Below are 26,068 nucleotides of genomic sequence, written 5' to 3'. Positions count from 1 at the left end.
GACTACTCGTCCGTGTCGGGGACGCGGAGGGTGAAGACCGCGCCGCCCAGCAGGTCGCTGTGCCCGGCCACGAGGCTGCCTCCGTGGGACTGGACGATCTCGCGCGAGATGGCCAGGCCGAGCCCGCTCCCGCCCGGGTCGCGCTCGCGCGACTCCTTGAGCCGCGCGAACCGCTCGAAGATCCGTTCGCGGTCCATGGAGGGGATCCCCGCCCCGTCGTCGTGGACCTCCACCACGGCCGCGTCGCCGTCCCGCTCGACGACGACGTCGATCCTGGACCGCGCGTGGCGTTCGGCGTTGGCGACCAGGTTGGTGAGGACGCGGACCAGTCGGAGCCGGTTGACGGTCGCCCGGACGGGCCCGGAGGAGTGCACCCGCAGCGCGGGGTGGCGCCGCTCGTCGACGAACTCCTCCCTGATGAGCGCCTCCAGGTCCACCTCCTCCCGTTCGCGGGCCACGTCCTTGTCCAGGCGGGCGAGTTCGAGCAGGTCCGAGACGATGTTCTCCAGCCTCTCGGTGTCGGAGAGCAGGCCGGTGAGCAGCAGTTCGCGCGAGCGGGCGTCGGGGTCGGGGTCGGAGAGCTCGACCTCCAGCTTGGTGCGCATCCCGGCGATGGGGTTGCGCAGCTCGTGCGAGGCGTCGGAGACGAACCGCCTCTGCCGGGTGACCGCCTCGTCGAGCCGTGCCAGGCTCGCGTTGGCCGTACGGGCCAGGTGGGCGATCTCGTCGTGGGTCCCGGGGACCGGGAGCCTGCGGTTCAGGTCGGTGACGGAGAGCTTGTCGAGCTGGTCGCTGATCCTCTCCACCGGCCGCAGCGCACGCCCGACCCAGAACCAGATGACGGTCGCGGTGATCACGAGGAAGGCCATGGAGGTCCCCACCAGGACGGCCTCGATCAGGGACGTGCCCAGGATGCTGGGCGACCTCGCCGCCGACAGGACCAGTACCTCGCCGTAGGCGGAGTCGGTGAGGCCGTACCCGACCACGAGCAGGCAGTCCCTGGTCTCGGGGCCCGCGATGTCGCCGCAGACGGTGGTCTGGAGGCGGAAGTCTCCCGGCCTCGGACGCTTGTCCGTCACCGGGGGCTTGCCCTCCATCGCGTCGGTGGCCGCGAGCACCTCGCCCGTGTCCTGGTCGACGACCTGCACGCGCAGGACCGTCTCGCCGTCGGGGATCGCGCCCTGGTAGCGCTCGGTGGCGATCCGTTCGGAGACCTGGCGGGCCTCGTCGTCCGCCTGGTCCCTGGCCTGGGTCAGCGAGATCTCCCGGATCAGGAAGCTGCTGAGGGAGAGCGACAGGCCGGTGATCAGGATCAGGGTGACCACGGCCCCGGTGGTGACCCTGGCACGGATCGACCGGGGGCGCAGTCGGCCCCACCCTCTCCGGCTTCCGTCGCTCCGCTCTGACACCCGCCCATTGTCACTCAGTGCGACCATAAACCGGCGAATGGTGAACGGTGTGGCGAAGAGTGAGCAGGAGAGGGGCCATCATCCGACTCAGGGAGGAACCGGACACCCTCCAGGGGCTACTCGTAGGGGTCCGGCGGGTTGGTGACCTCCTGGACATCCAGGGCCGTCAACTCGTGCTGGCTCACCTCGGAGAGCTCGCCCTCGGGCTCCACCCAGGTGCCGCGCACCGTCCACCAGGTGTCCGCCTCGGGCGCGGGCTCGTTGGAGATGTACACCTTGTTCACGACGGCGTCGGCGGCGCAGCAGGCCATCTGGAGGCGGGCGAGGTACCATCCGTCGCCGTCCTTCTCCGGCACCGCGAACCCGGTGAGCTCGACCTCCTGGCCCACCAGCAGGCGGTCCTCGTCGATCCAGGCGCGCATCACGAACTGGCGGATGTCCATGGAGACGACCTCGCCCGGAGCGGCCTCCTCGACCCCGTCGTCGAAGGCGCCCGAGCGCCGGTCCTCCGGCGGCGGCCCGGAGGAGCCGGAGGTGGCCTCCACCGTGTAGGAGCCCAGCGCGGGCGGGGCGACGACGAACACGGCGAGCACCGGCAGCAGGAGCAGCCACGCGACGCCGGGCGCCCGGGAGTGGTCGTGCCCCTGGTGGCCGCGCCCGCGCCCGTACGCCTCCTCGTAGTCCCTCTCCACCGCGGACGCGCTCTCCCGCGCCGACACCGTGTTCCCAGCGGCGACGGCCTCGGCGTCCGCCCCGTGCCCGTGCTCCTCCTCCGCTCCGTCCTCACCGCGCAGCTCGGCGGCGATGACGAGCACGCCGAGCAGGACCATGGCCACGCCTGCGGCGATGAGGAAGGGGCCGAAGCCCGCCTTGACCCAGTTGAGGTAGAGGTCGGTGGGGATCGTGCTGGTCAGCGCGGCCGCGCCGAGCAGGACCAGGGTGAGCCCCTGGGCGATGCGGTTCACAGGATCAGTCCTCCGATCAGGAACGTGCTGAGCAGGCCGACCAGCAGGCACAGGGGGGCGAAGCGGGCCACGAAGCGCCAGCCGAACACACCCGCCTGCATCGCGAGGAGCTTGAGGTCGACGATCGGCCCGATCACCATGAACGCGAGTTTGGCCGTGGGCGAGAAGTCGGTGAGGCTGACGGCGACGAACGCGTCGGCCTCGGAGCAGATGGACAGCAGGATGGCCAGGAGGGCGAGCACGAGGACCGAGACCACCGGCATCCCGGCGACCGCCAGCAGCCACTCGCGGGGCACCATGATGTTGAGGGTGGCGGCGGCCAGGCCCCCGACCACCAGGTAGCCGCCCGCGTGCATCATGTCGTGCAGCATCGACTCGCGGAAGACCTGCCACCGGGAGGCCCCGGGGGCGTGGTTGTGCGCGGGAAGGCGCAGCCAGTCGGCACGGCCGAAGCGCACCCAGATCCATCCGATGACCACGGCCGCCAGCAGGGAGGCCACGAACCGGGCGAGGATCATCTCGGGCTGCCCGGCGAAGGCCACCGCCGTGGCGATCATGACGACCGGGTTGATGGAGGGGGCCGCCAGCAGGAAGGTGAGCGCGGCGGCCGGGGCGACCCCGCCCTTGATGAGGCTTCCGGCGATGGGCACCGAGGCGCACTCGCAGCCGGGCAGCAGTGCCCCGGAGGCCCCCGCGACCGGCACGGCGTGGCTGGGCTTGGACGGGATGAACCGCTGGTAGGCCGAGGGTGGCACGAACGCGGTGAGCGCGGCGGACAGCGCCACCCCGAACACCAGGAAGGGCAGTGCCTGGAAGCTGATCGCGGTGAAGATCGTGGCCCACGCGAGGAAGGCCTGGCTGGTCAGCTCGTCGGAGATCCAGGCGTGCCCCAGCGCCATCGCGGTGATGAACAGGGCGAACAGCCAGACCGTCCCGGTCCTGCGGCGGCCCTGCGCGCGTCCCCAGTCCTCCGGGGGGAGCTCATCGCCGCGGTCGGACCACCCCCCGGCGAGGGAGTCGCCGAGCGAGCTGCTCGGGGGCGGGCCGGGTTCGGTGGCCGGTGTGGTCCGGTCGGGCACGTCGGTCTCCGTGGTGGTCGGGCGGGATCTTCACGCATAGTACCGAAAATCGTTTTCGCCCGGGACGACCCGGCACTTCCTGTGGACGGCCGTCCCCCGGGAGCGGGAACGGGCCCGTCCGGCGTGCCCCGGGGATCCGCCCCCGTCCTGCCGGGAGGAGGTGGCGGCGGGCGCCCGCGGAGCCGGGGACGCGGGCGGCGGGCCCGCCCCGGAGCGGGGGCGCCCGCGGCGCGTCCGGGGACCTGCGCCGCGGGCACCCGCCCGGGACCGGCCCGGAATCCGTCAGGACGCGGCTAGCGCTCCCCGGGGCCCTCGTCGCGGCCGTCGTCGGAGGGGTCCCCCTCCGCGCCGGGGTCCTCGTGGGCTCCGCCCGCCCCGCCGTCCCGCGTGTCCGCGTCCCGCTCCGCCAGCGCCGAGGCCGGGTCGCCGGGCGCCTCCCCCTCCCCGCGCTGGACGTCGTCGGGAAGGGAGCCGGACGCGGGCCCCCAGCACTCCACGTTCCGCAGGTCGGGCATCTTGGACAGCGTGAACTGCGGGTCGAGCCCGTTGCGCAGCTGGCGGCTGTAGTCGCCCAGCAGCCGGAAGGCGACGGCCGACAGCGGCGCCAGCGCCACGAGGTTCACGGTCGCCATGACGCCCATGGAGATGTCGGCGAGGTTCCACACCAGCGTCAGCGGCGCCACGGAGCCGATGAACACCGCGGCCAGCACCGCGTAGCGGAAGTAGGTCATGTGCTGCGGGTCGGCGTCCAGGAACCGGAGGTTGGACTCGCCGTAGTAGTAGTTGCCCAGCACGGAGGTGAAGGCCAGCAGGAACAGGATCACCGTGAGGGCGTGCACCGACCAGGCCCCCAGGGAGGACTGGAGCGCCCGCTGGGTGACCTCGGCCCCGGTCTCGGTGGTGAAGTCGGGGTTGTACACGAGGACGATGAACGCGGTCACCGAGCACACCAGCCAGGTGTCGAAGTACACGCCGAGGGTCTGCACGAGCCCCTGCTTGGCGGGGTGGGAGACCGACGCGGTGGCTCCGGCGTTGGGGGCGGACCCCAGGCCCGCCTCGTTGGAGAACATGCCCCGCCGCATGCCCTGCACGAGCGCCGCGCCCACGCCGCCGGCCGTGAACTCGCGCAGCCCGAACGCGGAGGCGAAGATGTCGCCGACGACCCGGGGCAGCTCGCCGATGTTGAGGACCACCACGGCCAGGCCGAGGAGGATGTAGAGGATCGCCATGAGGGGGACGAGCGCCTGGGCGACCGTCGCGATGCGCCGCACCCCGCCGAAGACGACGGCGGCGGTCAGCCCGACCAGCGCCAGCCCGACCAGGACGCTCAGGAACCAGCCGGTGGGCGCGCCCAGCTCCTGCACGGAGGTGGAGATGGCGCCCGTGATGCTGTTGGCCTGCACGGAGTTGAAGACGAGGCTGAAGGTGACGGTGATGAGGACCGCGAAGAGGGCGCCCATCCACCTCTGGCCCAGCCCGTGCAGCATGTAGTACGCGGGCCCGCCCCGGAACCCCGTGTCGGTGCGCACCTTGTACAGCTGGGCCAGCGTCGACTCCACGAACGCCGCGGCCCCCAGCACGCAGGACATGGCCCACATCCAGAAGACCGCGCCCGGCCCGCCGAGCATGATCGCGGTGGCCACGCCGACGATGTTCCCCGTCCCCACCCGGGAGGCGGCGGAGATCGCGAAGGCCTGGAAGGACGAGATCTCCCTGCCGCCGTCGGGCGCCGTCCCCGGGCTGCTCCGCAGCACCCGGAACATCTCGGGGAGCAGGCGCAGCTGCACGAAGCCCGACCGCACCGTGAAGTAGACGGCGAGAACGACCAGGAGCGGGATGAGGAGGTAGCTCCAGAAGAAGTCGTTGACGGTGACGAGAAGGACGTTGAGGACGTTCACGCATTCCCCTTCAGGCGGCGTGGTGGTCCCGAGTGCGACATCGGGGCTGTCCCGCAACTGTCCACGCCCCCTGCGGTTCCGGGAGATTCGGACACGCGAAGGGGCGGTAAAGGACCGTAATGGGTCACCATCCCCGGGCGGACCCCGTGGCCGCGCGGCGGCGCCCGCCCCGTGGCCGTCCGGGCGCGGCGGCCCCCGTCCGACCGCCCCGTCCCGGGACCCGGACCCGTGCGGGCGCCGCTGTCCGAGAGAGGTGTACAACCCCGGAAAAGGCTCGGGCCCGGCAGGAGATCCTGCCGGGCCCGGGTCCGTTCACACCCTAGTGCTGCGGGGCGGAGTCGTAGCGGTCGGTGCGGGGACGGTCGCCCCGGTAGCCGCCGCCACCGCCGCTGCCGCCGCGGTAGCCGCCGCCACCGCCGCTGCGGTCACCGCGGTAGCCGCCACGGTTGTCGCCGCCGCGGAAACCGCCGCCGCCGCGGTTGTCACCGCGGTAGCCGCCCTCGGAGCGCGGGGCGTACTCGCGGCGCTCGCCGCCGCGGTAGCCGCCGCCCTCGCCGCGGGGGCGCTCGCCCTCACGGAAACCGCCGCCCTCGCCGCGGTCGGTGCGGGGGCGGTCGCCCCGGTAGCCGCCGCCGCTGCCGGCGCCGCCGCGGTAGCCGCCGCCACCGCCGCTGCGGTCACCGCGGTAGCCGCCGCCGCTGCCGCCGCGGTAGCCGCCGCCACCGCCGCCGTAGCCTCCACGGCGGGGGCCGCCGCGTCCGCGGCGCTCGCGCACGGGCTCCGGCGGCTCGATCCACGGCTCCCAGGAGGGCTCCTTGGCCCCGGTCACCTCGGTGAGCAGCTCGTCGCCCGGGTTGACCAGGTGCTGCTTGGCGTCGACGCCGGCGTCGCTGAGCAGTCGGCGGGCCATGCGGCGCTGGTTGGGCGCGACCAGGGAGACGACCAGGCCGGAGGCGCCGGCGCGGGCCGTGCGGCCTCCGCGGTGCAGGTAGTCCTTGTGCCCGGTGGGCAGGTCGATGTTGACGACCATGTCGATGCCGTCGACGTGGATGCCGCGGGCGGCGACGTCGGTGGCGACCAGCGCCTGGATCTTGCCCTCGCGGAACTTGGCGAGGGTGCGGGTGCGCACGCTCTGCGTCTTGCCGCCGTGCAGGGACGCGCAGGGCACGCCCGCCGCCGCCAGCTGCTCGCTGATGGCGTCGGCGCGGTACTTGCTGCGCACGAACAGGATCGTGCGGCCGTCGCGCGCGGCGATCTGGGTGATGATCTTGTTCTTGTCACGGGGCAGCACCTTGAGCAGGTGGTGCTCCATGGCGGTGACCTGGGAGACCGGCGGGTCCACGGAGTGGGTCTGCGGGTCGTTCATGTACTTGCGGACCAGCTTGTCGACGTCGCCGTCGAGCGTGGCCGAGAACAGCAGCGTCTGGCCGTCGGGGCGCACCTGGTCGAGGAGCTCGCTGACCTGCGGCATGAAGCCCATGTCGCACATCTGGTCGGCCTCGTCCAGCACGGAGACCTCGACGTCGCTCAGGTCGCAGGCGCCCTGGTCGATGAGGTCGCTGAGGCGGCCCGGGGTGGCGACGAGGACCTCGACGCCGCGGCGCAGTTCGTTGATCTGGCGGGTGTAGGAGCTGCCGCCGACGACGTCGCCGACGCGCACGCCCACGACGCGGGAGTAACCGCGAAGGGCGTCGCGCACCTGGTGGGCGAGTTCGCGGGTGGGCACCAGGATCAGGGCCCTGGGGCGGTTGGCGGCGGCGCGGCGCTCTGCGGCGCGCATCAGGACCGGCAGGCCGAAGGCCAGGGTCTTGCCCGATCCGGTACGACCGCAGCCGAGGACGTCGCGGCCCTCGATGGCGTCGGGAATGGTGGCGGCCTGGATCGGGAACGGGGTGGTCACACCGTTCTTGGCCAGCTCGTCGACGATGTCCTGGGGCAGCCCCAGGGAGTCGAAAGCGGGCATTACGGCAGTGTCCGTCGTCAAGTGACGTGTACCTTCCTCATCGTTTGGCGGCGTTTCGAGGAAGGCTCCACACGGCCACAGCGGACCCAGCGAAGAAATCACACAAACGCGCCTGATCACACGCGGAAGCGGACCCCTTCGATTCTCGGGGCTCCTGTGCTCGGTGCATCCCACTGAGTGGGTACGAGCAACTCTTCTGGCAAGAGTGGCGCCGACGGGGTCGACACGCTCTCCGCGTCTTGTGCGGCCTCGGCGCGCTCGGATGCGCGCGGCATTACTGAACGACCGCTTGCAGAAGCGTACTAGACATCGTCCGGAAACGGGGACGGGATGGGGGTTTTTCACCGGTGATACGGGTCTCCCCCACCCTCCGGGGGGACGGCGCGGCGCCGGCGCGGTGCGGCGCCGCGTCCGGCGGGTCAGCGGCTGTCGGCCGCCATCGTCCCGGCGAGGGCGGTCAGGCGGGCGACCTGCGCGCGGCGTTCGGCCGCGGCCTGCTCCTCGAGCGTGTTGCCCGCGGCCTGCTGGAGGAGGGCCTTGGTGGCGGCGGCCGCCTCGGCGTCCGTGGCGAGCAGCGCCGCGACGACGTCGTCCACGGCGCCGGGGAGTTCGTCGGCGGGCACGACCAGCTCGGCCAGTCCGAGCTCGCGGGCCTCCCGGGCGCCGACACGGCGGGCGGTCAGGCAGATCTCGACGGCGCGGTGGACGCCGACGATGTCCACGAGCGGCTTGGTCCCGGTGAGGTCGGGGACGAGGCCGAGCGCGGGCTCCTTCATGCAGAACTTGGCGTCGTCGGCGAGGATGCGCAGGTCGCAGGAGAGCGCCAGCTGAAAGCCCGCGCCGATGGCGTGGCCCCGGACCGCGGCGACCGTGACCAGGTCGGGGCGGCGCAGCCAGAGGAAGCCCTCCTGGAGGCCGGCGATGTACTCCTCGACGTCGGCCCCGGTGGAGGAGCCGTCGAGGATGCCGCCGACCATGGAGCGCTCGCCGTCCACTCCCTCAGGGGTGAACATGCCGAGGTCGATCCCGGCCGAGAAGATGTCGCCCTCGCCGGCGATCACCACGATTCGGACATCGGCCGGGAGGGTCTGGCCGATGTGGGCCAACGTGGTCCAGGTGCGCCCGGTCATCGCGTTGCGCCGCTCGGGGCGGCTGATGGTGATGCGGGCGACCGGGCCCTCCACGGCCAGTCCGAGTCCGGCCCGGGTCAGCTCCGCTTCCGTGGGCAGCCGCCCGGGCCCGTTCGACGCCTGTGCCATGGGTTCCTCCGTCGTGCTCGGTGTCACCCTCGATATTACCCATCGGTAACCACCGGTCGCGCGGGCGGGGCCTCAGGCCTTGCGGGTCGCCCCGCCCCGGCCGCGCAGCTCGGCCCCGGCCTCGCTGAGCAGCCGGTGGACGAAACCGTAGGAACGCCCGGTGGCGGCCGCCAGCATGCGGATGCTCTCCCCCGAGTCGTAGCGCCGCTTGAGCTGGGCCGCGAGCTCGGAGCGGTCCGTCCCCGCCACGCGGGTGCCCTTCCTCAGCGCATCGTCCACAGTCCACTCCTCCGGGTCGTCCGGTCAACGCTTCTGGAATCCCTGCCATGATCCGGCATCGCGCTCACGCCCCGCCACATTCGCCGCGCGCCGCGCCGGGCGCCCCCTCCCCTGCCCGGGTTTCGGAGCGCCGCAAACGTCGTCCGAAAAGGACGGAGGTGAACCTCCCAGCATGCTGGGCGTCCACCTCCGTCACCGGGGCCCTCACGGCCCCCGGCTCACGCCAGCGAGATCAGGTCCTCGAAATCGGCGTTCCACACGTCCTCGACGCCGTCGGGCAGCAGGATGACGCGCTCGGGCTGGAGGGCGTCGACCGCGCCCTCGTCGTGTGTCACCAGCACGATCGCGCCCTTGTAGTTGCGCAGGGCCGCCAGGATCTCCTCGCGGCTGGCCGGGTCCAGGTTGTTGGTGGGCTCGTCGAGCAGCAGCACGTTGGCGCTGGAGACGACCAGCGTGGCCAGGGCCAGCCTGGTCTTCTCGCCTCCGGAGAGCACGCCCGCCGGCTTGTCGACGTCGTCACCGGTGAACAGGAACGATCCCAGCGTGCGGCGCGCCTCCACCTCCGGGAGCTCCGGGGCCGCGCTCATCATGTTCTCCAGCACGCTGCGGCCCACGTCCAGGGTCTCGTGCTCCTGGGCGTAGTAGCCGAGCTTGAGCCCGTGCCCCGGGACCACGGCCCCGCGGTCGGGCTCCTCGACGCCGCCGAGCAGCCGCAGCAGCGTGGTCTTGCCGGCGCCGTTGAGCCCCAGGATCACCACGCGGCTGCCCCGGTCGATCGCCAGGTCCACGCCGGTGAAGATCTCCAGCGAGCCGTAGGACTTGGACAGCCCCTCCGCCATCAGCGGCGTGCGGCCGCTGGGAGCCGGGTCGGGGAAGCGCAGCTTGGCGACCTTGTCGGACTTGCGGACGCCCTGCACGCCGTCGAGGAGCCGGTCGGCCCGGTTGAGCATCTGCTGCGCGGCGCGCGCCTTGGAGGCCTTGGCCCGGAACTTGTCCGCCTGCTTGCGCAGGGTGTCGGCCTGCTTCTCGGCGTTGGCCAGCTCGCGCCTACGCCGCCGCTCGTCGGCCTCGCGCTGCTCCAGGTACAGCTTCCAGCCCATGTTGTAGATGTCGATGACGCTGCGGTTGGCGTCGAGGTAGAACACCTTGTTCACCACGTGCTCGACCAGTTCCACGTCGTGGCTGATCACGATGAGCCCGCCCTGGTGCGACCTGAGGAAGTCGCGCAGCCAGACGACGGAGTCGGCGTCCAGGTGGTTGGTGGGCTCGTCCAGCAGCAGCGTGTCCGCGCCGCTGAACAGGATGCGCGCCAGCTCGATGCGGCGGCGCTGACCGCCGGAGAGGGTGTGCAGGGGCTGGGAGAGCACCTTGTCGGGCAGGCCCAGGCTGGAGGCGATGGCGGCGGCCTCGGACTCGGCGGCGTACCCGCCCAGCACGTGCAGGCGCTCCTCCCACCGGGAGTAGGCGCGCACGCCCTTGTTCCGGGTCTTGGTGTCGGTGCTGGCCATCTTCTTCTCGGCCTCGCGCATACCGCGCAGGGCCTCGTCGATCCCGCGCGCGGACAGCACGCGGTCGCGGGCGATGACGTCGGGGTCTCCGGTGCGGGGGTCCTGCGGCAGGTAGCCGATGGTGCCGGAGGAGGTGACCGTGCCGCCGGTGGGCAGGCCCTCGCCCGCCAGCACCTTGGTCATGGTCGTCTTGCCCGCACCGTTGCGGCCGACCAGTCCGATCCGGTCCCCGGCGGCGACGCGGAAGGTGGTCGGCTCCAACAGGAGTCGAGGACCGACACGCAGTTCGAGGTCGGTGGCGATCAGCATGGTGGGGCTTCCTACGAGGTGGTGGGACGGTTCGGTACGGCCGGACGCGCACCCGCGGTGCACGGGAGCGGCGGCTCCTCCGCGTGGGTGGGGGGTGGTGGCCTTCGGGCCGACCGACCCAGCCTAACGGCACGGGCGGGGGGTGCGGCGATCCGTTTTCCGGGAGGCCCCCGGACACGGCCGCGCCCCCGCCACCCGGTCAACGGGTGCGGGGGCGCGCCGCATTCCCCGCGGCCGGGCGGCGCCGGTCACCCCTGTGCGCGCCCCGCCGCTCCTCCGGTGCCCTACTCCTCCTCGGGAGCGGGGTGGGCGCCCTCGGGCTTCTTGTCCTTGGGGGCCCTGGCCACCACGACCGCCGCCGCGACGGAGGGCTCCCCCCCGGGGTCCTCCGGGGACTCCTTGTCGGAGTCCCCGTGCTTGCTCGGCGGGCGGTTGCGCAGCAGGGCCGCCAGGACCGCGGCCACCGGCGTGGCCAGGAACATGCCGGGGACGCCCCCGACCACGGCGCCGACGGAGATCGCGATCAGCACGACGGGCGAGGGCAGGTCGAGCGAGGCCCCGTAGATGCGCGGCGCGAAGACGTTGCTCTCCAGCTGCTGCACGAGGATCACGGCGCCGACGACGACGAGCGCGACGATCCAGCCCTCGGTGACGAACGCGACCAGCGCGGCGAGCAGCCCGGTCAGGAAGGCGCCGATGATCGGCAGGAAGGCGCCGACGAAGGTCAGCACGATCAGCGGGATGGCCAGGTTGATGTCGATCAGGAAGACCAGGGCGATGCCGATGCCGACGGCGTCGAAGAAGCCGACCGCGGCCACACCGCGCACGTACCGTCCCATGACGCCGTAGGCGACGTCCCCCGCGTGGCGCAGGCCCGGACGGGACCGCGGCGGGAACAGGGTGAGGAACCAGTCCATGAGCCGGTCGCCCGAGTGCACGAAGTACACGGTCAGGGCGATGATCAGGACGATGCCGACGAGCACCGAGATGACGGCCGCGCCCGCGGTCCAGGCGCCGCTGAGCAGCTGGTCCTGGTTCTCGCTGATCATGGCCTGGATCTGCACCCAGGCGTCGTCGATCATGTCGGTGAACAGCGCCGGGTCGAGCCCGAAGGGCACCTGGAGGTCCTGGAGCTCGCTGACCGCGCTGGTGACGCTGTCGACCAGGGGGCCGAACCCCTGCACGGCGGGCGTGACGATCATCGAGATGACGCCGCCGAAGACGATGAGCCCGACGAGGATCGAGATCGTCGTCGACGAGCCCCGGCCCAGGCCCTTGCGGCGCAGCAGGTTGGCGAGCGGCATGAGCAGTGCGGTGATGAACACCGCGAGGATCATCGGCAGGGTGACGACCGACAGGTAGACGAGCCCGTAGAGGAGCAGCCCGGCCACGACGCCGATGAGGAGGAAGCGCCAGGCGACGTCGCTGACCGACTTCAGGATGTCCCCCGCGCCCACGTCGTCCTGTTCGGCCGGTCCCTGGTCCGGGGACCGGGGTTCGGGCTCGGAGTGCTCCTTCTGGGCCTCCAACTGGGCGAGGCGCTCGGCTCGCGCCCTGCGGGCGGTGAGCCATTTGTTCAGGAGCGCCCACACTCCCGGCCGTTGGGCTTGCACATGAACTCCATTCTCGGGGTGCTGCGTGGTGCCCGCACGGGAGGCGACGGACACGCGGGGGTGGTACCGGGGGGATGCGCGGACGAGGGTCCTGGTTCTCCCGTGTCCGTCGGGAACTCAACGGCGTCAGAACTGCCAGGGTTCCCTGGGACGGCCACTGTGCACGATCTCGTTGCCGAACGGCGCGAGCGCCACGGGGATCATCTTCAGCGAGGCCCATGCCATCGGGATCCCGATGATAGTGACGGCGAGGCCGATCGCGGTGGCGATATGGCCGAGCGTCAGCCACCAGCCCGCGACGATCAGCCAGATGACGTTGAGGAAGGTGCTGCCGCCGCCCGATCCCGGCCTGCGGACCAGTTCGCGGCCGAAGGGCCAGATCGCGTAGCTGGCCATGCGGAAGGAGGCGATCCCGAACGGGATGGTGACGATCAGGATGCAGCAGATGACTCCGGCGATCACGTAGCCGACGGCCAGCCAGAAGCCGGCGACGAAGAGCCAGATGACGTTCAGGATGAGCCGCAAGAGGGCCACGGTGTTTCGTCTCCTTCGATCGGGTCCCGGTCGCGGGTGCGCGACCTCCTGGGGGAAGAGTCCCCGCACCCGTTGCTTTCTATCGTCTGGGACGCCGCCGCACCACGAGCCGTTCCGGGCGGTTCCCCCGGTCCTTCCCCTAGGGGCGGGGGACGGGGCCGCGGGGCCTCCCGGAACGGGTGCGGGACGGCGCGTCGCGCGGGGACGGGGAGGGCCGGGGAAGGGGTCGACCCGGTTCACCGGGGGCCGTCGGCGGGCGTGGCGCCCTCCGGCGGGCGCGACGCAGCGTGAGGACATACGGTCACGCCATATCTCGGAGCTCCAAGCAGACCACAATGTGATCGGCGCATCAGGAGAACCCCCTAGGCAGGAGGGACATCGCACCATACGATGTGCTGTGTCCTGCTTAAGACCGTAGATCTTGTGATTTACGACAAACTCGGACAAACGACCGAAGACCGGTCAGTAGACATCAGGTTTCGGTAACGGTTGGGCGAGTAATTTCCCCACCCCCCGTGCAGGATCGGGAGTGGGGATGGCATGATTACGTACCGGCTCGGACGGAGGCCGTCACCGCCTCCGCAGCCGTTCGCGTGAGAGCACTCCGTCAGCAGCACATCCTGCCGCGTGGTCTGTGCTTCTCGTGGTCTCAGCCACACCGGGGAACATCGTCTGCACCGTCCGGCGTTTGCGTCGTGCGGGGTGGCTCACGCCGCATGACCAATCTTTTGGTGACTGAAGCTTTTTCCGACAGCTTACTAGTGATTTCAGTAGAGGTGGTTCAAGCATGTCTCAGGTACGTCGGCAGGCCGCGCTGCGCCCCCGCCCGAGCTGGGGGTGGCAGGATGCCGCCGCGTGCCGGGGCGAGGACCTTGTGCTCTTCTTCGGCCCGGACGGCGAACGCCAGCCGGAGCGGGAGATCAGGGAGCGCAAGGCCAAGGAGATCTGTGCGGCCTGCCCTGTGCGAACCGACTGCCTGGACTACGCGATCTCGCGTCCGGAGAAGTACGGTACCTGGGGCGGTCTGAACGAGGACGAGCGCGCCTCCGAGCGCCGTCGCCGTATGCGCCGCGCCAACGCTGCCTGACCGAGGTCCACGGACCACGGCACAGCGGATCTCCCCCGGTGGCCCCGGCCCCCGATCAACCCGCGGCGCCCCGACGAGCAACGTCGAGGGCGCCGCGGGTTTTCTCGTGCCCGGCGGGGACGCGGTCCGCGGGACGGACCCGCGGCCGGGTCACCCCTCCCGGCCCCCGAGGTGGCGGTCGAACCAGTCCAGGGCCTCCACCGCGACCTGTCTCCACTCCTGCGCGCCGGGGAGCAGCTGCTCGACGCCCGGCACGACCCGCAGGTCGGTCGCCCCGCCCATCCGGCCCCGGGCCCACTCCCCCAGTTCGCGGACGAAGGAGTCCCCGCTCTCCAGCAGGACCAGGACCGGGGCCCGCACGTCGGACAGGCGCGGCTCGGCCAGGTCGATCCGCCCGCCGTGCACCACCACGGCGGCCACCTCCCGGGGGTGCTCCGCCGCGGTGACCAGCGCCGCCGGCGCCGCGCTCCCCGACCCCAGCACGCCCAGGGGCCGGTCCGCCGCGTCGGTCGCGCTGCGGAGCCAGCCGACGGCCGCGCCCAGCCGCTCGCCCAGCTCACCGGCGTCGGCGTCCGCCGGACCCGACGCCTGCTCCTCCGCGGTCAGCAGGTCCAGGACCAGGGTCGCGTACCCGGCCCGCTGCAGGGCCGAGGAGACCACCCTCCGGCGCGGGTCGGACCTCCCCTCCCCCGCGGCCAGGACCACCGCGCCGCGCAGGGCGGCGGGCACGGTGAGATCGCCGTCGAGGTGGACCCGGCCGGCGCGCACCCGCACGCCGCGGGCCTCCTCGCCCGGGGGACGGACGCGGCCGTGCTCGTCGAGGATCGCGGTGACGTTCCCGTCGGAGAGCTGGCCGAAGTCGCGGTACCACTCGCCCACCGAGTGGAAGTTGTCCGGCGCTCCGAGCACGACCATCTCGTCGACGTCCTCCCGCAGCGCCTCGACCGCCTCGGGCGCCGCGACCGGCACGGCCAGGATCAGCCGGGACGGTCCGGCGCGGCGCACCATCCGCAGCGCGGCGCGGGCGGTGCCGCCCGTCGCGACCCCGTCGTCCACGACCACGCAGTCGCGTCCGGCGATGCGCGGCGCCTCGCGCTCGCCCCGGTAGACCCGGCGCCGGCGGTCGAGTTCGTCGCGCTCGACCGCGACGGTCTCGGAGAGGGCCTGGCGGGGTACCCGCATCCGCGCCAGGGCGCGGTCGTCGAAGAACACCTGCCCGTTCTCGGCGATGGCCCCCACCCCCGTCTCCGGCCGGCCGGGCAGCCCGATCTTGCGGACCATGAGAACGTCGAAGTCGGCGTCGAGCCGCCGGGCGAGCTCCGCCCCGACCGGGACCCCGCCGCGCGGCAGGGCCAGGACGAGGGGATCGTCGACCACGAGGGGGCGCACCCGCTCTGCGAGGCGGCGCCCCGCCTCGGACCGGTCGGCGAAGGGCAGTGAAACGGGAACCGGGTTCATGTCCTCACCGGCGCCGGGACCGGGGCCCCGGCACCGCTCCTCTCGGCTGTGTGGATGAGCCGCTGGAAAGTGCTACCGGCATACCCCCCGACCCCGCGGTCCCAACCCCGGCACCGGGCAAAAACCGTATGGCTCAGGTCCGCCGGAACCCGCTCCTGAGCACCCCCATCAGCAGCTCGTCGTGGCGGCGCCCCTCCCAGAGCAGCGAGTCGCGCATACGCCCCTCGACGGAGAAGCCGCAGGAGCGGTAGACGGCGATGGCACGCATGTTGAAGGCGTAGACGTGGAGCCACACCCGGTGCAGGCCGATGCGCTCGAAGGCGTACTCCAGGACGAGCTGCGTGGCCTCCCGTCCCAGGCCCTGGCCGGTGAACTCGATGGCGGACAGGGCGATGCGGTAGCCGGCGCTCTCGTTCTCCGCGGCCACGGCGTAGACGGACAGCTCTCCCAGGTAGCGCCCGTCCCCGGGCGCGAGGATGGCCAGGTCCAGCCGGTCGGTGCTGCCCGCGCGGGTCGCACACCACTCCCCGGCCTCCGCGTAGGTGAGGTGGCGGTGGGTGCCGGTGAGTCTGCGGACCTCCTCGTCGAGACCTGCGGTGAAGTAGGCGTCGGTGTGCTCCGGCCCCAGGGGCACCAGATGGACGCGTTCCCCGGTGAGAGTGGGTTTTTCTCGCAGCGCGCTCGTGTTGATCATGGGATCTTCCGGTTCCGTCCGGGCCCGCGTGTGGCGGTTCCCGGCGTGGGGGAGACGGCGGACAGCAGGCTGGGGGCCCCGCGCGGGAGCGGGCCTCGGGGCGGGCCGGGTCAGGGCCCCGGGTCTCGGGGACGGCCGAGCGGTCCGGGTCGGAAGCCTCTCGGATACGGAGCGGACCCCCTATGTAAATCGGGTCCGCGTCCTATGGCAAGCCCGGCCGACGCGGTGACCGAAAACGTCTGTCGTCCCATGAGCGGACTGGATAGCATCTGCGCGCACGGAACCGTCCACGTGGGAGCCGCCTTGAGCACGTCCGCCGAGAAGACCGCAGCACCGCCCCCGGAGGCCCGCCGGGCCCGGGTCGCGGTCTCCACCCTCTTCTTCGTCAACGGATTCACCTATACCAACGCGGTGCCGTGGCTGCCGGTGATCAAGGACCGTCTGGAGCTGAGCAACGCCGAGCTGGGCCTGGCGATCGCGGCCATGCCCACCGGGGCGATCCTCACCGGCATGCTGGCGGGGCCGCTGATCCACTGGTTCGGCAGCGGCCGGGCGGCCGTCGGGACCAGCCTGGTCTCACTGGGAGCGCTTCCATTCATCGCCCTGGCGCAGAACTGGTGGATGCTGGCGGCCGCGCTCTTCGTCCTGGGCAGCGCGGACGCCTGGACCGACTCCGCGCAGAACTCGCACGGGCTGCGCGTCCAGCGGCGCTACCGGCGCAGCATCATCAACACGTTCCACGCGGTGTGGAGCCTGGCGGCGGTCGCGGGAGGGCTGCTGGGCGCGGCGATGGCCGGACTCGGGGTGCCGCTCCTGTGGCACCTCGGCGCCGTGTCCGCCGTGCTGCTGGTGGTGAACCTCGTGGTGAGCCAGATGCTGCTGCCCGGACCGGACAGCAGTGAGCGCGAGGACGGGACCAGCGGCGAGGACGGGCGCCGTCTGCGCGTCCCCGGCCGAGCGCTGGTCCTCCTGGTCGGGCTCGGCGTGCTGCTGATGTTCGCCGGGGGCATCGAGGACTCGGCCGCGTCCTGGGGCGCGGTGTACATGACCTCGGAGCTGGACGCGTCGCTGTTCCTCGCCGCCCTGCCGTTCGTGGCCTGCCAGGCGATGATGACGCTGGGAAGGCTCGCGGGCGACCGGGTGACCGACCGGTTCGGCGCGGTGGCGGTGGGACGCGCCAGCGGGCTGCTGGCGGGTGGAGGGATCGCGTTCGCCCTGCTCCTCCCCCACCCCGTGACCACCGTGATCGGTTTCGGCGTGATGGGCCTGGGCGTGGCCACGCTGTTCCCGCTCACCCTGGCGGCGGCCGGGAACGTGCCGGGGGTGCGCACCGGCGACGGCGTGACCGTCGTCGGCTGGCTGGGACGCGCGGGGTTCCTCGGGTTCCCGCCCCTGATCGGCCTCCTGGCCGACTCGTTCAGCCTGGGGGCGGCCCTGTGGGTGATCTCCGGAGCGGGCGTCACCGCGTTCCTGCTGGCGGCGGCGCTGCGTCCGCGCGTGTGAGCGAGCCGTGTGCCGGGGCGGGGAGCGCCCCCGCCCCGGCAGACGGGCAGGGCCCCCGGTCGTGGGACACGACCGGGGGCCCTGGTGCGTCCACGGTCGGGACCGTGGGACGCGGGTACCGCTAGGCGACCGGGGACGGGCGCCGCGCGCCGGCCCAGAGGGCCAGAACGCCGATGCCCGTCACGACGGCGCCACCGAGCACGAAGCCCTGCATGTCGACGCCGGTCTGGGCGAGGGTCTCGTCGGCGCCGCTGTTGACGGGGGCCGGGGCCTCGGGCGTGGTGGTACCACCGGGGGTGGTGCCGCCGGGGGCCTGGCTCTCGTCGCCGTCGTCGTCACCGGGGTCGGTGCCCTCGCCCGGGTCCGGGTCCGGGCCCGGATCGGGGTCAGGATCCGGGTCGGGGTCCGGGTCCGGATCGGGGTCGGGGTCGGGGTCCGGGTCAGGATCCGGGTCGGGGTCCGGGTCAGGATCCGGGTCGGGGTCCGGGTCCGGATCCGGGTCGGGTCCGGGCGTCTCACCGTCTCCGGGGTCCTCGCCGCCGTCGTCGCCGTCACCCGGAGGGGTCTCTCCGTCGTCACCGCCCGGAGGGGTCTCTCCGTCGTCACCGCCCGGAGGGGTCCACTCGTCGGCCGGGAACAGGTCCGGCAGGGTGATCGGCGCGTCGTCCAGGACGACCTCGTCGAGGACGGGGAGGACAGGGGACTCGGCCGTCGCCTCGGTCACCGCGGGGGCGACGTCGGGGGTGGTCTCGTCACCGGTCACGGCGAACGCCGGGCTGACGGAGAAACCGGCCATGAACAGACCGGCCGCAGTCACGGTCAGAACGCGCTTCTTGGGGGACATCCCACTCCTTTCTCTTCTCTGCGAGTGATCTGCTCAGGGGGAGAGATCTACTCAGGGGGGATGGCATAGAGGTGGTCGTCGTGGACCACCACGGCCCGCTCACCGAGCAGGCCGTTGGGCTGGACCGAGCCTTCGGGGGCCTCGGACGGCTCTCCGGAGGCGTCGACGGCGACGAGTGCGCCGTCGAGCCGGCCGAAGACCCGTGCGCCGACCGCGATCTCGGGGATGAAACCGGGGACCACCGCGGACTCGCCGGTCGCCGGGTCCAGGACCATGGGCCCGTAGGCGACCACGTCGGTCCCGACGGGGCCGGAGCGGTGGCGGACGTCCTCCAGGAGGGCGGGGTCGACGGCAGCGGTACCGATCACGCCGCCGTCCTCGCTGTCGTGGAAGGCCAGGATCGTCTCGTCGCCCTCGCGGGGCTCCCAGCGCACGATGACGTAGTCGCGCAGGGCGGTGACGACCGACTCCATCTCACCGGCCTCGTCCGGGCGCTCGGCGTTGACCTCGACCGGGTCGCCGTCCGGGGAGACCCACGTCCAGGGCCCGCTGAGGACGGCGGCGAGGACGTTCTCCCCCTCGGCCAGCATCGGGGCGGCGCTCCCGGGGACCTCCACGGGCTCCAGCGCGTCCGCGACCGGGACGTAGGCCTCCTCCTCGCTGCGCACGAGCACCGAACTGCCCACGTACTGCGCGGAGGCGTTCTCCGGGATCGGGATGTCGACGGGCTCCCCGCCGTCCGCGGGCCAGAACCAGAGGGTTCCCGCCGTCTCCGCCACGATCGCGGGCCCGCCCCCGTACTCCACGAACCTGGGCGAGCCCAGGAGTTCGCCGGAGCCCATCGGCAGGTCGGCCGCCCAGAGGCGTGAGCCGTCGGCGTCGAACAGGTTGAGCCGGTCCTCGGGGTCGACGTAGGCGAGGAGCTCGCCGTCGCGGCTGACCGCGGGCTGGCTCCCCGTGGCGAGCGCCTCGCTGAAGTCGACGGTCTCGGAGAAGTGGGGCGGCGCGGGGTGGTTGAGGGTGACGTCGTCGGTCGCCTGCTCCGCGGGGTCGGCGCCGCCACTCGGGAGGAAGCGCATCACGACCACGCCCGCGCCCACGAGCAGGACGAGGGCCAGGGCCGCGGCCCCGGCGATGACCAGGCCGCGCCTGCGCCCGGAGCCGGCGGGACGGGCCGGGTTCGGGGAAGGCGTGGGAGCCGTGGGGGCCGCGGGCGGGGGCGGGACCGGGGCGGCGACGGGCGCGGGAGGCTCGGCGGCCTGGACCACGCCGTCGGGCGTGGCGACCAGGCGCCAGACACCGTTGGCGTCACGGGCGTCGACCAGGACCGGCTGCCCGATTCTGGCGGCATAGCCGGTGGCGACGTCCAGGGCCGCGCGCCGGGTCTCCTTCGGGGCGCGGCCGGTGACGACCTGGCGCTGCCCCTCGATGACGATCTCGGCGCTGTGTTCGTCGGGCGCGATGACGATGACGGCGGTGGGCCGGGACTGCCCCGGTCGGGACGCCCGGCTCATGGTGCCTCCGAAGGCATGGGAAACGTGGACCTGTTCGTGTACGGGTTACGGGAGACCTCGGTCAGCGGTGACGGTAGGTCGCGGCCTGGGTGGTCACCAAGCGGTGGTGCCGGCACACGCGTAGTCGATGCTGCTGGAGATGATACTGATGGTCGTCCTCCGGACCTATTCCGGCCATGGGCCGGTGGACTCGGTATCCGCTGCGAAACTTCCGACAGTGTTTCCGTTGCCCCTCCCCCGACCTGCAGGACCACCCCGGCACGGGATGCGGACCGGACTTCCCGCGCTGTCCCGCCCCTGTTGTGGACCCTCCGACCCGTCGTGAGGTTCACACCGAAAATGGCCGGATCCGGCCAGGGCCCCGTGGTTCGGTCCGCCCCGGAGCGCGCACGGCCCCCGGCCGACCACGGCTGGCGTGGTCACGGCGCGAAGACGGGCGCCAGTCTCAGATACGTACTGTGCGACCACAGGATGGCGGCCACGAGCTCGCCGAACCCCCTGTTCGGCTCCATGGTGAAGTGCGCCGAACGCCCTTCCTCCGCGTTCACGGCGACGACCGGACTGGAGCACCAGTCGATCCGCCCCTGGAGCCGGTGCGGCCCGGGAGCCGTATGGACGACCAAATGCCGCCCCGGCCTCACCACACCGACCAGGAATCCGTCCAGGTGAACCTCGTAGCTCCGCAGGGAGTCCCGGTAGCGGCCGCCCGGACGGTGCACGACCACCGCGGCCCATCCCTGAGGAATCAGGCGCGGATTCCGGACACCGACGAGGACGATGACACCCGGTTCGTCCCGACCGCTGATCGTGCTCATCGCCGACCTGGCACACAGGACTTCGTCCCGGGTGTGCCGTGGAGACGCCGTGTCTCCCGCACGGGCGACGCGATACGGGGCCGGGGGCCGGCGGGGGGCGGGGGGCGGGGGGACGGTCATGGGGGTGACCTCTCGTGGTGCGGCGTCCGGACCCGGGGCCGCGGGACCGCGGCCCTCCTCCCGGACGGTCTCCGCGACGGTACCGGGGCGGAGCGACCTTCGGCGAGTCGGCGGGCCTCAGCGGCCGTTGCCCTCCGCGATCGTGTCGATGACCGCCTGCTCACGCCGCTGGACGAGGCGGTCCGCCCGTTCGAACCGGCGGTTCGCGAGCTCGGCCCTGGCCGCGGCGGTGCGGACGGTCGGCCACATGGCGTCGATCTCGGAGTTGAACGAGGACCCGACCAGGACGGCGACGGCCATCACGTACAGCCAGGCCAGGATGGCGATCGGCGCCGCCAGCGAACCGTAGATGCTCACCTGGCCCAGGGAGGCGTCCAGGTAGGCGCGCAGCGCGGCCGACCCGCCGATCAGCACCAGCGTGGCCAGCAGCGCGCCGGGCAGGTGGCGCCACAGCGGGGTGCGCACCGGCACGCTCAGCGCGTACAGCAGCGTGACCGCCGCGATGGCGAGCAGCACCACGGTCGGCCAGTAGAGGAGGTTGAGGCGCCCCACGGTGATGGGCAGGAGCGCGTGCACGATGTCGGGCCCGGCCACCAGGACCGGCAGCACCAGGACCGCGAACAGCAGCCCCCCGAGGTAGGCGACGAAAGCGAGGACCCTCTGGCGTATCCAGCCCCGCAGCTCGTCCAGCCCGTAGGAGATGGTGATGGAGCGGATGAAGACGTTCATCGCCCGCGACCCCGACCACAGCGACACCGCGAACGTCACCGAGAGGAGCCCGCCCTGGGCGCCGCCGAGGAAGTCGTCGACGAGCGGCCTGACGACGCTGTCCACCGTGCCCGGGGTGAGCACACGCGCGGCCAGGTCCAGGATCCAGACCCGGATCTCCTCCACGATGTCGTCGCCCAGCACGGCGGCCAGCGGCCCCAGCGCCCCCAGCAGGCACAGCAGCAGCGCGGGCAGCGAGATGAGGGTGAAGAACGCCGACTCGGCCGCGAGGCCGACCACCCGGTCCCGGGCGAACGCCCGCACGGTGCGCAGGACGAGCAGCATTCCGCCGTGCGCGCGGGGGTGCCGTCTCAGCCACGCGTCGACGGCGTGCCACAGCGCCTCCCAGAGTCCCACCACGTGGAGAACGTTAGCGGGCACAGGCCCCACCGGGCGACGCGGTGAGTGACGTGACTCACGTCGGGGGCCTTTCGGCGCGTCTGGACAAAGTCCGGAAGCCCGTGACATTCTCATTGCATGATCGCTGCCCTGGACCCCATGCTCTGCGTGCGCCGCCACGTGGACTTTCTTCGGGTCCGCAGTGCCATCTGTTGCAGCGTCGGTTAATCTCGCCGCCTTTTGACGCACCCCAGGGGTGCGCGCGGCCCCGGCGCTCTCCCTCTTCTTCGCTTCCCCACACGCGGATACCACCCGTGACGCCCGACACGACGACGTGCGGCGCCCACGGGCCAGCGGTGCGGGCGCCGGGACTGTGAGCACCCCGCGACCCCATCGGAGACACCCGCGATGCCTCCCTCTTCCGCGCAGCCCGGCAGGACAGCGACCGCGGCCACGCCGCGACGCCGCCGTGGCGAGGGCCAGTGGGCCCTCGGCTACCGCGAGCCGCTGAACAAGAACGAGGAGAACAAGAAGAACGACGACGGGCTCAACGTCCGCGATCGGATCATCAACATCTACTCCAAGCGCGGGTTCGACTCGATCGACCCGGCCGACCTGCGGGGGCGTTTCCGCTGGTTCGGGCTGTACACGCAGCGGGCGCCGGGCATCGACGGCGGCAAGACCGCCGTCCTGGAGCCGGAGGAGCTGGACGACAGCTACTTCATGCTGCGCGTGCGGATCGACGGCGGCCAGCTCTCCGCGGCGCAGTTGCGCGCCATCGGCGAGATCTCCCGCGACCACGGCAGGGACACCGCCGACATCACCGACCGCCAGAACGTCCAGTTCCACTGGATCCGGGTCGAGGACGTGCCCGCGATCTGGGAGAAGCTGGAGTCGGTCGGCCTGTCCACCACGGAGGCCTGCGGCGACACCCCCCGGGTGATCATGGGCTGTCCGCTGGCGGGCGTCGCCGAGCACGAGGTCATCGACCCCACTCCGCAGATCCGCCAGATCTACGACGAGCACATCGGCAGCCCGCTGTACTCCAACCTGCCCCGCAAGTTCAAGACCTCGCTGTCGGGGTGCAGCTCCCACTGCGTCAACCACGAGATCAACGACATCGCGTTCGTGGGCGTGCGCGACGGGGCGGGCGAGGCCGGCTACGACCTCTTCGTCGGCGGCGGCCTGTCCACCAACCCGATGTTCGCCCAGCGCCTCGGGGCGTTCGTCCGCCCCGACCAGGTCAGCGAGGTGTGGGCGGGCGTCTGCTCGATCTTCCGCGACTACGGCTACCGGCGCCTGCGCACCCGCGCCCGGATCAAGTTCCTCATCAAGGACTGGGGCGCGGAGAAGTTCCGCCAGGTGCTGGAGGAGGAGTACCTGGGGTACGCGCTCCCGGACGGCCCCGCGCCGGAGCTGGACCCCGGGCTGGAGCGCGACCACGTGGGCGTGCACCGCCAGAACGACGGGCGGTTCTACGTCGGTTTCGCGCCCAGGGTGGGCCGGGTCTCCGGCACCTCCCTGCTGCGCATCGCCGAGATCGCCGAGGAGCACGGTTCGGACCGCATCCGCACGACCGCCGACCAGAAGCTGGTGATCCTGGACGTCGAGGAGGAGCGGATCGACTCCGTCCGCGCCGCCCTGGGCGCGGAGGACCTCCAGGTCGAGCCGAGCGTGTTCCGGCGCCAGACGATGGCGTGCACCGGCATCGAGTTCTGCAAGCTCGCGATCGTGGAGACCAAGGCCCGCGCCTCGACCCTGATCGACGAGCTCGAGAAGCGGCTGCCGGACTTCGGCGAGCCCCTGACCATCAACCTCAACGGCTGCCCCAACTCGTGCGCCCGCATCCAGGTGGCCGACATCGGCCTCAAGGGCCAGCTGGTGATGAACGCCGACGGCGAGCAGGTGGAGGGCTACCAGATCCACCTGGGCGGCGGCATGGGCATGACCCGGTCCTTCGGCAAGAAGATCCGCGGTCTCAAGACCACCGCCGACGACCTGCCCGACTACGTCGAGCGTGTGCTGCGCCGGTTCCAGGACCAGAAGAAGGACGGCGAGTCCTTCGCGTCCTGGGTCGGCCGGGCGGACGACGCCGACCTGAAGTAGCGACCGGAGCGGCCCGGCCGGGGCGGGCCACCGCCCCGCGGGCCGCCCCGGCCGTGCCCGAGCAGGACCCGTGGAACACGACGAAGGAAGAGGTGCGCCATGTCCGAGAGGGCCGCGCCCCACTACTGCCCCTACTGCGGTGACGAGGACCTGGTTCCGGAGGAGGGAGCCGCCGTCAAGGGCGAGGGCTACCCCTGGGCCTGCCTGTCCTGCGCCCGCGTGTTCCGCGTCAAGTACGTCGGGTTGCGCTCCGCGTCGTTCTCCGGCGCGGACGCCCCCTCCAGACCGACGGAAGGGAACTCATGAACTCCACCATCACCGCCGCGGGCGGCCCCGAGCTCGCCGTGCATGCCGCGCGCGAGCTGGAGGAGGCCTCCGCCCAGGAGATCATCGCCTGGGCCGCGGAGACCTTCGGGGACCAGCTCTGCATGACCTCGTCCATGGCCGACGCGCTCATGGTCGACCTGGCCTCGAAGGCCGCGCCCGGCATCGACGTGATCTTCCTGGACACCGGGTACCACTTCCCCGAGACCCTGGGCACCCGCGACGCCGTCTCCTCCGTGTACGACATCAACCTGATCAACGTCGAACCCGTCCGCACGGTGGCCGAGCAGGACCTGGCCCTGGGGCCGCGCCTGCACGGCCGCGACCCCGGCATCTGCTGCCACCTGCGCAAGGTGGAGCCCCTCCAGCGGGCGCTGGCGCCCTACGCCGCGTGGTTGACCGGCCTGCGCCGCGAGGACTCGGTGACCCGCCGCGACACCCCTGTCGTGCAGTGGGACAAGAGGCGCCGGATGACCAAGGTGAACCCGATCGCCCGCTGGACCCAGGAGGAGGTCGACTCCTACATGGCCGAGAACGGGGTGATGGTGAACCCCCTCCAGTACGACGGCTACCCCTCGATCGGCTGCGAGCCGTGCACGCGGCGCGTGGAGCCGGGGGAGGACCCGCGCAGCGGCCGCTGGGCCGGGACGGGCAAGACCGAGTGCGGGATCCACGTATGAGCGCCGGGACGCCGGGGTGGCGCCCGTCGGCGCCCCTGCTGGCGGTGGCGCACGGCAGTAGGGACCCGCGGTCGGCCGAGACGGTCGCCGCGGTCCTGGACCGGGTGCGGGCGCTGCGCCCGGGGCTGGACGTGCGGGCGGCCTACCTGGACCACGTGGCGCCGGGTCCGGACGAGGCCCTCGGCGAGCTGGCCTCGGGTGGCGCGGGCGAGGCCGTGGTCCTGCCGGTGCTGCTGACCGCGGCCTACCACAGCAAGGTGGACCTGCCGAGGGCGCTCGCCGCCGCGCGCGGGCGCAGCCCGTGGCTGCGGGTGCACTACGCCGAGACGCTGGGGCCGCACCCCCTGCTGCTGGACGCCGTGGAGCGGCGCCTGGGCGAGGCGGGGGCGGGCGCCGGGCCGGGGACGGCGCTGGTGCTGGCCTCGGCGGGGTCCTCCGACCCGGAGGCCAACGCGACCGTGGGGGCCCTGGCGGAGCGGCTGGCGGAGCGCGGGCCGTGGCGCGAGGTGGTGGCGGCCTTCGCCTCGGCGGCCCGCCCCTCGCCGGGCGAGGCGGTCGCCGCCCTGCTCGGCCGGGGGGCGCGGCGGGTCGCGGTGGCCACCTACCTGCTGGCCCCGGGCTTCTTCGCCGACCGCGTCCGCTCGCAGTCGCTGTCCGCGGGGGCCTCCGTGGTCTCCGAGGCCCTGGGCGACGTGCCGGAGCTGGCCCGGGTGGTCCTGGACCGGTACGACTCCGCGGTCGCGGCCCGGCGCGCGGTGGTCCGCGCCTGAGAGGCGGCGGGCGGGCCCGGCCCCGGGCCCGCCCCCGCCGGCCCCGACCCGGTCCGGCGTCCTCCGGCCTGTCGCCGCTCCCGGCCGCCCCGCCCCCTGACCGGCGCGGACGCCCCCCGACACGGTCGTCCACAGGCGGGGGGCGTCCCTTGTGCCGGGCGGCGCGGGCGAGAAGAATCAGGACCGGCGGCGCTCCGGCCGGACGCCGCCGGCCGTACGAGCCGTGGAGG

General features: G+C 72.6%; 22 protein-coding genes. 6 read left to right on the top strand and 16 right to left on the bottom strand.

Annotated features, from left to right (window positions below; genetic code table 11):
- Positions 1–2: 2 nt before the first annotated feature.
- The 10 genes from ACQPYD_RS10195 to ACQPYD_RS10150 form a co-directional block, all read right to left on the bottom strand.
- Positions 3–1,409: a sensor histidine kinase gene (locus ACQPYD_RS10195; RefSeq protein WP_433700742.1), complete on the bottom strand. Its 1,407-nt coding sequence runs from the start codon at positions 1,407–1,409 to the stop codon at positions 3–5.
- A 116-nt stretch (positions 1,410–1,525) separates the two neighbouring features.
- Complete coding sequence (locus ACQPYD_RS10190) at positions 1,526–2,374, bottom strand: TIGR03943 family putative permease subunit (RefSeq protein ID WP_433700741.1); 849 nt, start codon at positions 2,372–2,374, stop codon at positions 1,526–1,528.
- Entirely contained in the window at positions 2,371–3,453 is a 1,083-nt protein-coding gene (locus tag ACQPYD_RS10185) for a permease (protein WP_433700740.1), read from the bottom strand. The genes ACQPYD_RS10190 and ACQPYD_RS10185 overlap by 4 nt, the downstream gene beginning before the upstream one ends.
- 293 nt (positions 3,454–3,746) lie before the next feature.
- Positions 3,747–5,351 carry an alanine/glycine:cation symporter family protein gene (locus tag ACQPYD_RS10180; protein WP_433700739.1) on the bottom strand — a complete coding sequence of 535 codons (1,605 nt, stop codon included), beginning with the start codon at positions 5,349–5,351 and terminating at the stop codon, positions 3,747–3,749.
- A 319-nt stretch (positions 5,352–5,670) separates the two neighbouring features.
- Entirely contained in the window at positions 5,671–7,314 is a 1,644-nt protein-coding gene (locus tag ACQPYD_RS10175) for a DEAD/DEAH box helicase (protein ID WP_433700738.1), read from the bottom strand.
- Between the two features lie 419 nt (positions 7,315–7,733).
- On the bottom strand, positions 7,734–8,573 hold the full coding sequence (locus ACQPYD_RS10170) for an enoyl-CoA hydratase/isomerase family protein (protein WP_433700737.1): 840 nt from the start codon (positions 8,571–8,573) through the stop codon (positions 7,734–7,736).
- Between the two features lie 72 nt (positions 8,574–8,645).
- Positions 8,646–8,852, bottom strand: coding sequence for a helix-turn-helix domain-containing protein (locus tag ACQPYD_RS10165; RefSeq protein ID WP_267949208.1), 207 nt, complete (start codon positions 8,850–8,852; stop codon positions 8,646–8,648).
- A gap of 218 nt (positions 8,853–9,070) precedes the next feature.
- Positions 9,071–10,669 carry an ABC-F family ATP-binding cassette domain-containing protein gene (locus ACQPYD_RS10160; RefSeq protein WP_433700736.1) on the bottom strand — a complete coding sequence of 533 codons (1,599 nt, stop codon included), beginning with the start codon at positions 10,667–10,669 and terminating at the stop codon, positions 9,071–9,073.
- 284 nt (positions 10,670–10,953) lie between these two features.
- Entirely contained in the window at positions 10,954–12,282 is a 1,329-nt protein-coding gene (locus ACQPYD_RS10155; protein ID WP_433700735.1) for an AI-2E family transporter, read from the bottom strand.
- A 126-nt stretch (positions 12,283–12,408) separates the two neighbouring features.
- Positions 12,409–12,816: a YccF domain-containing protein gene (locus ACQPYD_RS10150; protein WP_433700734.1), complete on the bottom strand. Its 408-nt coding sequence runs from the start codon at positions 12,814–12,816 to the stop codon at positions 12,409–12,411.
- A gap of 874 nt (positions 12,817–13,690) precedes the next feature.
- Between ACQPYD_RS10150 and ACQPYD_RS10145 the strand changes: the two genes are divergently transcribed.
- Positions 13,691–13,903 (top strand): WhiB family transcriptional regulator, encoded by a 213-nt coding sequence (locus ACQPYD_RS10145; RefSeq protein WP_014913398.1) that lies wholly within the window; start codon positions 13,691–13,693, stop codon positions 13,901–13,903.
- 150 nt (positions 13,904–14,053) lie between these two features.
- On the opposite strand, the gene ACQPYD_RS10140 is transcribed toward ACQPYD_RS10145, so the two are convergent.
- A complete protein-coding gene (locus ACQPYD_RS10140; protein WP_433700733.1) occupies positions 14,054–15,361 on the bottom strand; it encodes a phosphoribosyltransferase family protein in 1,308 nt (435 codons plus the stop codon).
- Positions 15,362–15,494: 133 nt separating this feature from the next.
- A complete protein-coding gene (locus ACQPYD_RS10135) occupies positions 15,495–16,055 on the bottom strand; it encodes a GNAT family N-acetyltransferase (RefSeq protein WP_433700732.1) in 561 nt (186 codons plus the stop codon).
- A gap of 249 nt (positions 16,056–16,304) precedes the next feature.
- On the opposite strand from ACQPYD_RS10135, the gene ACQPYD_RS10130 reads away from it, so the two are divergent.
- Positions 16,305–17,558 (top strand): MFS transporter, encoded by a 1,254-nt coding sequence (locus ACQPYD_RS10130; protein WP_433700731.1) that lies wholly within the window; start codon positions 16,305–16,307, stop codon positions 17,556–17,558.
- Positions 17,559–17,679: 121 nt separating this feature from the next.
- Here ACQPYD_RS10130 and ACQPYD_RS10125 read toward each other — a convergent pair whose 3' ends face one another.
- The 4 genes from ACQPYD_RS10125 to ACQPYD_RS10110 all read right to left on the bottom strand — a co-directional run bounded on the left by ACQPYD_RS10125 (position 17,680) and on the right by ACQPYD_RS10110 (position 21,979).
- On the bottom strand, positions 17,680–18,402 hold the full coding sequence (locus tag ACQPYD_RS10125) for a DNA primase (protein ID WP_433700730.1): 723 nt from the start codon (positions 18,400–18,402) through the stop codon (positions 17,680–17,682).
- A gap of 47 nt (positions 18,403–18,449) precedes the next feature.
- Entirely contained in the window at positions 18,450–19,916 is a 1,467-nt protein-coding gene (locus ACQPYD_RS10120; protein WP_433700729.1) for a hypothetical protein, read from the bottom strand.
- A 419-nt stretch (positions 19,917–20,335) separates the two neighbouring features.
- On the bottom strand, positions 20,336–20,731 hold the full coding sequence (locus ACQPYD_RS10115; protein ID WP_433700728.1) for a hypothetical protein: 396 nt from the start codon (positions 20,729–20,731) through the stop codon (positions 20,336–20,338).
- A gap of 237 nt (positions 20,732–20,968) precedes the next feature.
- Entirely contained in the window at positions 20,969–21,979 is a 1,011-nt protein-coding gene (locus ACQPYD_RS10110) for a YihY/virulence factor BrkB family protein (RefSeq protein ID WP_355013774.1), read from the bottom strand.
- 387 nt (positions 21,980–22,366) lie between these two features.
- Between ACQPYD_RS10110 and ACQPYD_RS10105 the strand changes: the two genes are divergently transcribed.
- The 4 genes from ACQPYD_RS10105 (at position 22,367) to ACQPYD_RS10090 (ending at position 25,838) form a co-directional block, all read left to right on the top strand.
- The gene (locus ACQPYD_RS10105) at positions 22,367–24,064 is read left to right on the top strand and encodes a nitrite/sulfite reductase (protein WP_433700727.1); all 1,698 of its coding nucleotides are present in this window, start codon (positions 22,367–22,369) and stop codon (positions 24,062–24,064) included.
- 99 nt (positions 24,065–24,163) lie between these two features.
- A complete protein-coding gene (locus ACQPYD_RS10100; protein WP_267949197.1) occupies positions 24,164–24,370 on the top strand; it encodes a hypothetical protein in 207 nt (68 codons plus the stop codon).
- Positions 24,367–25,068 carry a phosphoadenylyl-sulfate reductase gene (locus ACQPYD_RS10095; RefSeq protein ID WP_433700726.1) on the top strand — a complete coding sequence of 234 codons (702 nt, stop codon included), beginning with the start codon at positions 24,367–24,369 and terminating at the stop codon, positions 25,066–25,068. Before ACQPYD_RS10100 ends, ACQPYD_RS10095 begins: the two co-directional genes overlap by 4 nt.
- Positions 25,065–25,838 (top strand): sirohydrochlorin chelatase, encoded by a 774-nt coding sequence (locus ACQPYD_RS10090; RefSeq protein WP_433700725.1) that lies wholly within the window; start codon positions 25,065–25,067, stop codon positions 25,836–25,838. The genes ACQPYD_RS10095 and ACQPYD_RS10090 overlap by 4 nt, the downstream gene beginning before the upstream one ends.
- Positions 25,839–26,068 lie beyond the last annotated feature (230 nt).

Source organism: Nocardiopsis sp. CA-288880 (assembly GCF_050955985.1).
GTDB classification, from domain to species: Bacteria; Actinomycetota; Actinomycetes; order Streptosporangiales; family Streptosporangiaceae; genus Nocardiopsis; species Nocardiopsis tropica.
Note: the sequence above shows the minus strand (reverse complement) of the source record. Positions and strands in the feature narration are given on the sequence as shown.

Coding starts and splice junctions, on each gene's coding strand:
- ACQPYD_RS10175 (WP_433700738.1), bottom strand. CDS start 7,314: ATGCCCGCTTTCGACTCCCTGGGGCTGCCCCAGGACATCGTCGACGAG.
- ACQPYD_RS10170 (WP_433700737.1), bottom strand. CDS start 8,573: ATGGCACAGGCGTCGAACGGGCCCGGGCGGCTGCCCACGGAAGCGGAG.
- ACQPYD_RS10160 (WP_433700736.1), bottom strand. CDS start 10,669: ATGCTGATCGCCACCGACCTCGAACTGCGTGTCGGTCCTCGACTCCTG.
- ACQPYD_RS10140 (WP_433700733.1), bottom strand. CDS start 15,361: ATGAACCCGGTTCCCGTTTCACTGCCCTTCGCCGACCGGTCCGAGGCG.
- ACQPYD_RS10135 (WP_433700732.1), bottom strand. CDS start 16,055: ATGATCAACACGAGCGCGCTGCGAGAAAAACCCACTCTCACCGGGGAA.
- ACQPYD_RS10130 (WP_433700731.1), top strand. CDS start 16,305: ATGAGCGGACTGGATAGCATCTGCGCGCACGGAACCGTCCACGTGGGA.
- ACQPYD_RS10125 (WP_433700730.1), bottom strand. CDS start 18,402: ATGTCCCCCAAGAAGCGCGTTCTGACCGTGACTGCGGCCGGTCTGTTC.
- ACQPYD_RS10120 (WP_433700729.1), bottom strand. CDS start 19,916: ATGAGCCGGGCGTCCCGACCGGGGCAGTCCCGGCCCACCGCCGTCATC.
- ACQPYD_RS10115 (WP_433700728.1), bottom strand. CDS start 20,731: ATGAGCACGATCAGCGGTCGGGACGAACCGGGTGTCATCGTCCTCGTC.
- ACQPYD_RS10105 (WP_433700727.1), top strand. CDS start 22,367: ATGCCTCCCTCTTCCGCGCAGCCCGGCAGGACAGCGACCGCGGCCACG.
- ACQPYD_RS10100 (WP_267949197.1), top strand. CDS start 24,164: ATGTCCGAGAGGGCCGCGCCCCACTACTGCCCCTACTGCGGTGACGAG.
- ACQPYD_RS10095 (WP_433700726.1), top strand. CDS start 24,367: ATGAACTCCACCATCACCGCCGCGGGCGGCCCCGAGCTCGCCGTGCAT.
- ACQPYD_RS10090 (WP_433700725.1), top strand. CDS start 25,065: ATGAGCGCCGGGACGCCGGGGTGGCGCCCGTCGGCGCCCCTGCTGGCG.